Here is a 426-nt window from a genome sequence, read left to right as displayed (position 1 = left end):
AGCTGGTACCAGTAGAAGAACGGAAAGCCGAAGAGCGACGGCTCACTGAAATTGTAGAAGGGCACCCATAGAAGCCCAATATACGGAATTACCAGCAGCCAGAGCGCTGCTTTACTGGTGGGTTTCGTGTCCACGTCATCGATCCTCTCGAAAACCGGCCCAAAATCAGCTTTGGCCGGAGAGGCACCGATCGTCAGCGTATCGGCCTATGGCCGCACGCAACGCGAGTTCCTCCCCAGGCACAGGTCCTCCCCCATGCGCATGTCATGGGCTAGCCCTTGGAGCGGTCAGATCGCAAGAGGCCGATCTGCCATTCTGGTCGGCGTCTACCCACTACTGGGTAGCGTAACCAGGCGCTCGGGATGTTCTAGGACGAAGCGAACCAATTCTGCCGTGGACGAAACCCCGAGTTTACGCTTGAGGTTT

General features: G+C 57.3%; 1 protein-coding gene. It reads right to left on the bottom strand.

Going from position 1 to position 426, the window contains the following annotated elements; genetic code table 11:
• The coding region (locus AC1DIX_RS27950) for a DUF3311 domain-containing protein (RefSeq protein ID WP_477328618.1) at positions 1–134 on the bottom strand (134 nt) is incomplete at its 3' end.
• Positions 135–426 lie beyond the last annotated feature (292 nt).

It is taken from the genome of Massilia sp. 05N420 (assembly GCF_056397205.1).
This window is presented reverse-complemented; position numbering and strand designations above follow the sequence as displayed.